Source organism: Mycobacterium sp. E2462, from assembly GCF_001672685.1.
Lineage (GTDB): Bacteria > Actinomycetota > Actinomycetes > Mycobacteriales > Mycobacteriaceae > Mycobacterium.
On record NZ_LZKC01000410.1, the window covers coordinates 1 to 1,151 of the forward strand.

Below are 1,151 nucleotides of genomic sequence, written 5' to 3' on the forward strand. Positions count from 1 at the left end.
GGTCGCCGCGGTGGGTGAGGCAGCGAACAGGTCGTCGTCCACGTCGTCCGGGACGGCGCTGTAGGCCAGGGCTTCCTCGCCGGCGTCGCCCGGGGTGTCGAAATAGCCGGGCGCCACGGCGAACGGATTGATGGCGCCGGTACCCGGGTCTTGCGCGTAGGCCAGCGCGGCGGTGGACGAGGAGAACAGCGGGGCGTTCGCCGACGCCAGCGCCGCCCCCCGGGCCAGGGCCGTTTCGGGTTCCTCGGGCGCCATCAGCGGCAGCGAGGTGGCGGCCTCCAGCGCCGGCTTGATCAGCGGCAGGTCGATGCCCGACCCGACCACGAACACGCCATCAGGGCGGGTCTCCAGGTTTTCCGCGCCGGACACCATGCTGGCGAGCTGGGCCACCGCCGCCTCGTCGTCGGCCGGCAGCGGCTCGCGGCGCACCTCGGCGATGGAGCCGTCCGCGCTGTCGACGACCGCCAGGGTCGCCGTCTCGGGCTCGATGTAGAGCAGCGCCGTCTGCGCGTAGTTGGTCTGATTGCCGACGGCTTGAGCCAACGCCGCCGCGGCCAGGAAGGCCGAGACCAGCATCACATTCTCGACCTTGTGCGCGGCCAGGGCATCGCGCAGTGCGGCGGCCTCGACGGGGTCGGTGAAAGTCACACCCGTGGACGCCAGCTGGTAGCCGCCCTCGGCGGCTCCCTGGCGGGTGCCCAGGATGGCCGACACGACCTGGTCGGCCGCGCTTATCGTTGCCGCGTCGTCATCGGACGCGACGTGGAAGTTGTCTTCGTCAACGGTGGCGCCATCGCCATTTTCGCCTTCGACCAGCACCATACGGACTGCCGTCGGCGCCATTGACACGCCGAGAACGGTGTCCATAGCTCCTCCATGGTCGTTTGCCAGCAGTGACTATGGGGGCGTCGCCGCTGCATTGAGCGACAGCGCGCCGCGACGCTGAATCCCCACCCGTATTCCCCTAGTTGCCCAAGTTTACGCGCCCCGGGCGCAGCGGGCGGGCGCCGTTACGGGCCCGACGGTGACTGCCCCAGGTGCCGGTGCAGCCAGTCGTCGAACCGTTGGTGCTCCCCCTCGTGTGGCGTCGGCTGCGGGGACGCCGGGGGTGCTTGCGGTGGCGGCCCGCTCGGTGGGCGCGGTCCGTTCGG

Annotated in this window: 1 pseudogene; it reads right to left on the reverse strand. The window is 71.2% G+C overall.

Going from position 1 to position 1,151, the window contains the following annotated elements:
• A pseudogene (locus tag A5714_RS21345) lies at positions 1 to 867 on the reverse strand (hypothetical protein); the annotation flags it as partial.
• Positions 868 to 1,151: the final 284 nt, after the last annotated feature.